Consider the following 7849-nt stretch of genomic DNA (forward strand, 5'->3'; position numbering starts at 1 on the left):
GTGGTCGCGGCACTGGCGCGCGCCGACGGCGTCGTCAGCCGCGCCGCCGCGGCGCTCGGGCTGTCGCGCCAGGCGCTGTACCGGCGCATGGAGCGCTACGGGTTGCCGGTCTGAGCACGGCATGCGCCCGGTGAGCCTGCGCACACGGCTGCTGCTGGCACTGGTGGTCGCATTGGGCGCCGGTGCCGCGCTGCATGCGGCGGTGCTGGCCGCGCTCGCGCGCTGGGGCGGCCACGCGGCGCTGCTGGTCGGTGCGGCCGCGGTGCTCGCGCTGCTGCTGGCGGCCTGGGGCTCGTCGCGCTTGGTCGCGCCGCTGAAGCGGCTGCTGCGCTCGCTGGAGAGTGCGGTGCTCAGCTACCGCGATGGCGACTTCAGCGTGTCGATCAGCGACGACCATGGCGGTGAACTCGGCGCACTGGTGGGCCACCACAACGCGTTGGGCCATGCGCTGCGCGACCAGCGCCAGCACCTGGCGCAGCGCGAGCTGCTGCTCGACACCGTGGTGCAGAACACGCCGGTCGCGCTGGTGCTGACCGATGTGCGGCAGCGTGTCGCCTATGCCAACATCGCGGCGCGCCAGTTGCTGGGTGAGGGCCGCAGCCTGGAGGGCAGCGATTTCGGCGCGCTGCTCGCGACGCTGCCGCCGGCGCTGGTGCGCGCGGTCGAGGAGGGCACCGATGCGCTGTTCAGCGTCACGCTGGACGGCAGCGACGAGACCTTCCACCTGTCGCAGCGCCAGTTCCGGCTGCAGGGCCGGCCGCACCGGCTGCTGCTGTTCCGGCGCATGACGCGCGAGCTGTCGCGGCAAGAGGTGGCCACCTGGAAGCGCGTGATCCGCGTCATCAGCCACGAGCTGAACAACTCGCTGGCGCCGATCTCGTCGCTCGCGCACAGCGGGGCCGAGCTGGCGCGGCGCGGCGATGCGCAGCGGCTGCAGGAGGTGTTCGCCGCGATCGGCGAGCGCGCGCGGCACCTGCACGGTTTCCTCGACGGCTACGCGCGCTTCGCGAAGCTGCCGGCGCCGCGGCTCGCGCGCGTCGAGTGGGCGCCGTTCCTGGACGCGCTGGCGGCACAGTACCCGTTCACGCGCAGCGGCGAGCTGCCGGCGCGGGCCGGCGTGTTCGATGCGGCGCAGGTCGAGCAGGCGCTGATCAACCTGCTGAAGAACGCGCACGAGGCGGGCGGGCCGGCCGAGGGCGTCACGCTGTCGCTGGTGGACAGCGGCGCGGAGATCCGCTTCGAGGTCGGCGACCGCGGCCCGGGCATGAGCGACATCGTGCTCGCGCAGGCGCTGCTGCCGTTCTATTCGACGAAGCGGGCAGGCACCGGGTTGGGCCTGGCGCTGGCGCGCGAGATCGCCGAGGCGCATGGCGGGCGCATCGCGCTGGCGAACCGGCCGGATGGCGGGCTGCGCGTGGTGATCACGGTGCCGACGAGCACCGACCTCCCACCCCGTTCGCCCTGAGCCTGACGGAGGTGGGTGTCACTTCGTCCCGAACAACCGATCCCCCGCATCCCCCAGCCCCGGCACGATGTAGCCGTGCTCGTCCAGCTGCCGGTCGATCGCCGCGGTGTACACCGGCACGTCCGGGTGCGCCGACCGGAAGTGCGCCAGCCCCTCCGGTGCGGCCAGCAGGCACACGAAGCGGATCGACTTCGGCCGCGTCTCCTTCAGCCGGTCCACCGCCGCGACCGCCGAATTGCCGGTGGCCAGCATCGGGTCCAGCACGATCGCGTCGCGCTCGTGCATGTCGGCCGGCATCTTGAAGTAGTACTCCACCGCCACCAGCGTCTTCGGGTCGCGGTACAGCCCGACGTGCCCGATGCGCGCGCCCGGCACCACGTTCAGCATGCCGTCGAGGAAGCCGGCACCGGCCCGCATGATGCTGACGAACACCGTCTTCTTGCCGTCGATCACCGGCGCCATCATGGTCTCGAGCGGTGTCTCGATCTCGATCATCTGCGTCGGCATGTCGCGCGTGACCTCGTAGGCCATCAGCATGCTGATCTCGTTCAGCAGCCGCCGGAAGCTGTTGGTGCTGCGGTCCTTCTGGCGCATCAGCGTCAGCTTGTGCTGGATCAGCGGGTGGGTGATGTGGTGCACGGGTGCGGTCATGGGCTCTCCTCGGGGTGCGTCAGTTATATCGGCTCCCGCCGCGGCGAACCAGCATTTCGTCACGCCACGCCGCGCCGCTGCGCTCAAGTCGCTGGCCCGAGTGGTCGAAAAAAAGGCGTTGCTCCGTCTGCCGGGTCCCGCATGTCCGCTCTTTCCCCGTTGCGCCGTCTTGCCTGCTGCCTGCTCGGGATGCTGCCCCTGCTGGCCGCCGCGCAATCGCTGCGCATCGTCACCGAGGAGCTGCCGCCCTACAACATGACGCTGAACGGCCAGATCACCGGCCTCGGCACCGAGGTCGTGCAGGCGGTGCTGAAGGAGGCCGGCCTCGCCGGCACGCCGATCCAGGTGATGCCCTGGGCACGCGCCTACGACATCGCGCTGAACCAGGAGAACGTGCTGATCTACTCGATCACCCGCACGCCGCAGCGCGAGAAGCGCTTCAAGTGGGTCGGCGTGATCGCACCCACACGCTGGTACCTGTTCTCGATGAGCGACCGCACGCCGCCGGTGAAGACGCTGGACGACGCGCGCCGCTTCCAGATCGCCACCGTCAACGAAGACGCCGGCGAGCAGTACCTGGTCGCCAACGGCTTCCAGATCGGCCAGAACCTGCAGTCGAGCAACCGCTACGAGCTGAACTACGAGAAACTGAAGGGCGGCCGCGTCGACCTGTGGATCGCCAACGAGCTGAACGCCGCGTACCTGGTGCGCCAGGCCGGCGACGACCCCGCCCGCACCGTGCAACGCACGCTCGCCCTCACCGACCTCGGCACCGAAGGCGGGCTCGACATGGCCTTCAGCCTGAAGACGCCCGACGACGTGGTCGAGCGATTCCGCAAGGGGCTGGAGACGATCCGCCGCAACGGCACCTATGAGAGCCTCCAGCGCAAGTGGCTCTGACAACGGCGGGCTGAACGGCTCGCTCGGCCGCCAGCTGGTGCTGGCGACGCTGGTGTTCGGCATCGTCTTCACGGGGGCCGCGGTGGCGGTGCGCACCTGGTCGGCCTGGCAGGCCAACCTGGCGGCGATGACGGCCGAGCTGACGCTGATCGACCAGGTGTTCCAGCGCACGCTCTCCAAGGCGATCTGGGAGATGGACCGCGACGCGCTGCAGACCCACGTCAACGGCGTCGCGCAGGTCAGCCCGGTCGGCCGCGTCGAGCTGCGGCTGCTGCAGAACGGCCGCACCACCGAGCTGATGGCGCAGCGCCGCGACGGTGCGGAACCCTCGCAGCGCGCGCCGGTGCTGCACCGCCAGCTGAACTACGAGCCCTATCCCGGCGCGAGCGAGGTGGTCGGCGAACTGACGCTGGAAGGCGACGAACGCGTGCTGTGGGCGCGATTGCGCGGCGAGCTGGCCGGCATCGTGCTGACCCAGCTGATCCAGTCGCTGCTGCTGGCCGGCCTGGTGATGTGGGTCTTCAACCGCACCGTCACCGTGCACGTGCGGCGCATGGCGCGCCACCTCGCCGCGCTGACGCCGCAGACGCTGGACCACCGGCTGCGGCTCGAGCGCGCGCCGGGCCGGCGCGACGAGCTCAGCCTGCTGGAATCGGGCGTCAACCAGCTGCAGGGCAACCTGTCGGACTACCTGGAGCGGCAGCGCCGCGACGAGCGCGACCTGGCTGCGCACCGCGACCGGCTGGCCGAACTGGTCGACGAGCAGACCGCCGAACTGCGTGCCGCCAACGCGCAGCTGGAGGAGCTGTCGCGCAGCGACCCGCTGACGGGCCTCGCGAACCGGCGCCACTTCGACGAGGTGAAGGATGTCGAGTTCCGCCGCGCGCAGCGCCTGAGCCAGCCGCTGTCGGTGCTGCTGTGCGACGTGGATTTCTTCAAGCGCTACAACGACACGTATGGGCATGCGCTCGGCGACGACTGCCTGCGCCAGATCGCGCAGACGCTGCGCGAGACCTTCGGCCGCGCCGGCGAACTGGCCGCGCGCATCGGCGGCGAGGAGTTCGCGGTGCTGCTGCCGGCGGTCGATGCCGGGCAGGCGCATGCCGCGGCCGAGCGGCTGCGCGAGGCGCTGGCCGGGCGCGACATCCCGCACAGCGCGTCGCAGGTCGCGCCGCGCGTCACGCTGAGCATCGGCGTCGCGCAGTTCGATCCCGAGACGATGGACCACTTCGATGCGCTGCTGCACCGCGCCGACCAGGCGCTGTACCGCGCGAAGCGACAAGGCCGCGACCAGGTGGCCGCCTGATCCGAAGGAGGAAGACATGCGTTGCATTCACACGGTTCTCGCGGTCGCGCTGGCGTGTGCCGGCGCCGCCGCGCACGCCCAGGCGATCCGCGGCGTCACCGAGGAGTCCGGCTACACCTGGCTGAGCGCCGGCCGCGTGCTCGGCCCGGCCAGCGAGGTGGTCGCGGCCACCATGCAGCGCGCCGGCTTCACCGACTACCGGGCCGGCATCTACCCGTGGGCACGCGCCTACGACATGGCGCTGCAGGAGCCGAACGTGCTGATCTTCATGATCGCGCGCACGCCGCAGCGCGAGGACAAGTTCAAGTGGGCCGGCGAGTTCATGCGCATCGAGTACCACCTGTACAAGCTGCGCACCGACACCGAGGTGGTGGTGCGCACGCTGCAGGACGCCAAGGCCTACAGCGTCGGCGTGATGCGCGACGACGTGCGCCAGCAGTACCTGCAGTCGCAGGGCTTCACGCGGCTGGTGGTGTCGGCGCAGAACGGCGACAACTTCCGCAAGCTGCTGCACCGCCAGGTGCAGCTGGTGCCGATGCCGGAGCGCGACGCGCGGCAGCTGTGCGAGGAGTCGCACATCGACTGCGCCGCGATGCTGGAGAAGGTCTACACGCTGGATGGGCTGTCGACCGGGCTGTTCATGGCCTACAGCAAGGCCACGCCCAACGACGTGGTGGCGCGCACGCGGGCGGCGTTCGAGAAGGTGAAGGCCGAGGGCACGCTGGCGCGGCTGATGGGGGCGCCGGGGCGCTGACCCGTTTGCTGGTGGATCAGTGGCCGCTGCCCGGCAGCGCCAGCAGGTCGCCGACCGCGTTCAGCACGCGCGGGTTCCACACCATGCCGATGTGGCTGCTGTCGACCTCGAGGTCGCGCACCAGGCCGGTGGCATGCTCCTGCGGGCCGTGGATGCAGGTCTGCCACGCGACGATGCCGTCGTTGCGGCTGTAGATCGACGCGGTGTGCACCGGCGGCGGCGTGCGCAGCCGGCGGCTCATCGCGGCGTCGAGCCGGGCCGGCGCGCCGTTCAGCAGCCGGTACAGCCAGCCGACGTGGCTGTGGTCGGCCTCGGCGTTGAACGGCGTGCCGATCGTGATGACGCGGCGCACCTGCGGCGCGAGCAGCTTGCCGAGTTCGCGGGCGTAAAGGCCGCCGAGGCTCCAGCCGACCAGCGTCGCGCGGCCGCCGTGCGGTTTCAGCAGGGTCTGCACATGGTCGGCGAGGTTGGCCATCCAGGCGTCGACGTCGCCGCGCGGGCCGACGTTCAGGCCGCGGCCCCAGTCGAACGCGGTGTAGCCGAGGGAGGTGCAGTGCTCGCGCAGCGTGGCGACCGCCGCGCCATCGGCCGCGAGGCCGGGGAAGATGACGACCGGGTGGCCGTCGCCGGCTTGCTGCACCTTCGAGAAGCCGCGGCGCAGCTTATGGGAGGCCAGCTCGACGGCGGCGCGCCACGGTTCGCTGACCAGCAGGCCGAGGGCCGGGCGGGAGATCGGCGCAAGACCCAGCGCCGCGGACGGCGAGCAGGCATCGGTGCTGGGACCCATGGAACACTCCTGAAATTCGTTGGTCCCAGGCTAGGGCCGTGGCGCGGCGCTGCCTATCGGGCAAATGATGCAAACGGTGTAGGACTCAGCGGCAGTGCCGTGCAGGCGCGCCGGCCACAGGGATCAGCCCAGGCCGTAGTCGGACCACCAGCCGACCTGCTGGTTCAGCCCGTCGGGCAGCGTGATGCGCAGTTGTTCATGCCGGCTGCGCTGCGTGACATACGAGATGCAGTCGTCGATCAGCTCCTTCGGCAACTGGCGCACCGCGGCGCGCTCGCAGCGCGACAGGTCGAGGTGGCCGCCGAGCCCGTCGATCCAGCGGCGCAGCGTGCGCACGACGCCGTCGGCACCGGCCACGTGGCGGGCGTAGTCGTCGACGAGGCGATGCTGCAGCCGCTCCTTCGGGGTCCGCGGCGGGCGCGCAGCGGGGTGCGCGCGCCCGTGCGGGCCGTCGCCGTCCCACAGCGAACGCCACCAGGTGATCCACAGATAATCGCGCCAGCCACTCATGCGCGCATCAGTAACCGCCGGGCGCCTGCGGTTCCCTGCCAGGCGGCCCCCTGGGGCCATTCGTCCTGGCGCGCCGCGGTCGTTTTGCGGGGCGGGGCGGTCAGCCCGCCTGTTGCCGCTCCGTGTCGCCACGCTGCCGCAACCACCCGTCGATGCACTTCTGCAGCGCCACCGGATCGGCCGGCTTCACGAAATGGTGGTCGAAGCCGGCCGCCTTGGCCCGCGCGCGGTCGTCCTGCTGGCCGTAGCCGGTCAGCGCGAGCAGCAGCGATCCGCGCGTGCCGTCCATCGTGCGCAGCCGCGCCGCGACCTCGTAGCCGTCGAGGATCGGCAGCCCGATGTCGAGCACCACCACCTCGGGGCTGAAGTGCTCGGCCACCGTCAGCGCCTCGCGGCCGTCGGCAGCCGTGCGCACCTCGTGCCCGCCGAGCGCGAGCAGGTCGGCCACGCTGTGCGCCGCGTCGTGGTTGTCGTCGACCACCAGCACGCGCGCCGGGTGCGTCGTGCCCGCTTCGGGCGCCGGGCCGCCGGCCTCGCCGCTGCGCACCAGGCCGACGCAGGGCAGCCGCAGCGTGAACACCGCGCCGCGGCCGATGCCTTCGCTGGCCGCCTCGAGGCTGCCGCCATGCATCTGCGCGAGCCGCTGCGCGAGCGTCAGCCCGACGCCCAGCCCGCCCTGCGCCCGGTCCAGCGTGCGCGAGCCCTGCGTGAACAGGTCGAAGATGCGCGGCAGCAGCTGCGCATCGATGCCGATGCCCTGGTCGCTGACCTGGATCACCGCGCCCTGCGGCGAGGCACTCGCCTCCAGCGCGATGCGCGTGCCCTTCTCGCTGTACTTCGACGCGTTGTTCAGCAGGTTCGAGACGATCTGCGCCAGCCGCGCGAAATCGCCGTGCAGCCACATCGGCTCGGCCAACGGCAGCACCTGCAGCCGCTGCTCGCGGGCGTCGATCAGCGGCTGCGCGGTCTCGACGCTCTGCAGGATCACCGCGTTCAGGTCGACCTTCTCGCGGCTCAGCACGATCTTGCCCTGGCTGATGCGCGCCACGTCCAGCAGCTCCTCGATCAGCCGCGTCATCTGCTTGAGCTGGCGCACCATGATGTCGGTGGCCCAGCCGATCTTCGGATCGGGCGGCGCGATGCGGCGGATCACCTCCAGCGCGGTGCGGATCGGCGCCAGCGGGTTGCGCAGCTCGTGCGACAGCATCGCGAGGAACTCGTCCTTGCGCCGGCCGGCCTCCTGCAGCTGCATCTCGGCGGCGCGCCGCTCGACGATCTCGCCCTGCAGGCTGCCGTAGAGGATCGCGTTCTCGAGCGCCGCCGCGGCGCGCGCGGCCAGGTCGTCGAGCACGCGCCAGTCGGGCCGCTGCAGCGCGTCGTCGGTCGCCACCAGCAGCGCGCCGAGCAGCCGGTCGCCGTTGATCAGCGGCAGCGCCTGCACCGCCTGCCACGGCAGGGCGCGGGCGCGGCCCGCAC

Annotated in this window: 9 protein-coding genes; 5 read left to right on the top strand and 4 right to left on the bottom strand. The window is 71.5% G+C overall.

Going from position 1 to position 7849, the window contains the following annotated elements; genetic code table 11:
* Window positions 1-114, top strand: a complete 114-nt coding sequence (locus ACXJLU_RS31830) for a helix-turn-helix domain-containing protein (RefSeq protein WP_457337757.1) — start codon at window positions 1-3, stop codon at window positions 112-114.
* 7 nt (window positions 115-121) lie between these two features.
* Window positions 122-1465, top strand: a complete 1344-nt coding sequence (locus ACXJLU_RS31835) for a sensor histidine kinase (protein ID WP_457337750.1) — start codon at window positions 122-124, stop codon at window positions 1463-1465.
* An 18-nt stretch (window positions 1466-1483) separates the two neighbouring features.
* On the opposite strand, the gene upp is transcribed toward ACXJLU_RS31835, so the two are convergent.
* Window positions 1484-2116 (bottom strand): uracil phosphoribosyltransferase, encoded by a 633-nt coding sequence (gene upp / locus ACXJLU_RS31840; protein WP_073468327.1) that lies wholly within the window; start codon window positions 2114-2116, stop codon window positions 1484-1486.
* Between the two features lie 189 nt (window positions 2117-2305).
* On the opposite strand from upp, the gene ACXJLU_RS31845 reads away from it, so the two are divergent.
* Genes ACXJLU_RS31845 through ACXJLU_RS31855 form a run of 3 tightly spaced genes read left to right on the top strand, consistent with a single transcriptional unit; the run spans window position 2306 to window position 5076 of the window.
* Window positions 2306-3016 (top strand): substrate-binding periplasmic protein, encoded by a 711-nt coding sequence (locus ACXJLU_RS31845; protein WP_457337751.1) that lies wholly within the window; start codon window positions 2306-2308, stop codon window positions 3014-3016.
* The gene (locus tag ACXJLU_RS31850) at window positions 2988-4322 is read left to right on the top strand and encodes a diguanylate cyclase domain-containing protein (RefSeq protein WP_457337752.1); all 1335 of its coding nucleotides are present in this window, start codon (window positions 2988-2990) and stop codon (window positions 4320-4322) included. The genes ACXJLU_RS31845 and ACXJLU_RS31850 overlap by 29 nt, the downstream gene beginning before the upstream one ends.
* Window positions 4323-4338: 16 nt before the next feature.
* Complete coding sequence (locus tag ACXJLU_RS31855) at window positions 4339-5076, top strand: substrate-binding periplasmic protein (RefSeq protein WP_457337753.1); 738 nt, start codon at window positions 4339-4341, stop codon at window positions 5074-5076.
* Window positions 5077-5092: 16 nt separating this feature from the next.
* Here the strand turns inward: ACXJLU_RS31855 and ACXJLU_RS31860 are convergent, their stop codons facing one another.
* From ACXJLU_RS31860 to ACXJLU_RS31870, 3 genes are all read right to left on the bottom strand, one after another.
* Entirely contained in the window at window positions 5093-5863 is a 771-nt protein-coding gene (locus tag ACXJLU_RS31860; RefSeq protein ID WP_457337754.1) for an esterase/lipase family protein, read from the bottom strand.
* A gap of 123 nt (window positions 5864-5986) precedes the next feature.
* Window positions 5987-6373 (bottom strand): hypothetical protein, encoded by a 387-nt coding sequence (locus ACXJLU_RS31865; RefSeq protein ID WP_457337755.1) that lies wholly within the window; start codon window positions 6371-6373, stop codon window positions 5987-5989.
* A gap of 100 nt (window positions 6374-6473) precedes the next feature.
* Window positions 6474-7849, bottom strand: a 1376-nt coding sequence (locus ACXJLU_RS31870) for a hybrid sensor histidine kinase/response regulator (protein WP_457337756.1), incomplete at its 5' end; no start/stop codon positions are given.

This window comes from Rhizobacter sp. P5_C2 (assembly GCF_054049715.1).

What these genes read in the sequence shown, in the direction of transcription:
- ACXJLU_RS31865 (WP_457337755.1), bottom strand. Translation starts at nt 6,373, where the DNA reads ATGAGTGGCTGGCGCGATTATCTGTGGATCACCTGGTGGCGTTCGCTG.
- ACXJLU_RS31850 (WP_457337752.1), top strand. Translation starts at nt 2,988, where the DNA reads ATGAGAGCCTCCAGCGCAAGTGGCTCTGACAACGGCGGGCTGAACGGC.
- ACXJLU_RS31860 (WP_457337754.1), bottom strand. Translation starts at nt 5,863, where the DNA reads ATGGGTCCCAGCACCGATGCCTGCTCGCCGTCCGCGGCGCTGGGTCTT.
- ACXJLU_RS31845 (WP_457337751.1), top strand. Translation starts at nt 2,306, where the DNA reads ATGCTGCCCCTGCTGGCCGCCGCGCAATCGCTGCGCATCGTCACCGAG.
- ACXJLU_RS31855 (WP_457337753.1), top strand. Translation starts at nt 4,339, where the DNA reads ATGCGTTGCATTCACACGGTTCTCGCGGTCGCGCTGGCGTGTGCCGGC.
- ACXJLU_RS31835 (WP_457337750.1), top strand. Translation starts at nt 122, where the DNA reads ATGCGCCCGGTGAGCCTGCGCACACGGCTGCTGCTGGCACTGGTGGTC.
- upp (WP_073468327.1), bottom strand. Translation starts at nt 2,116, where the DNA reads ATGACCGCACCCGTGCACCACATCACCCACCCGCTGATCCAGCACAAG.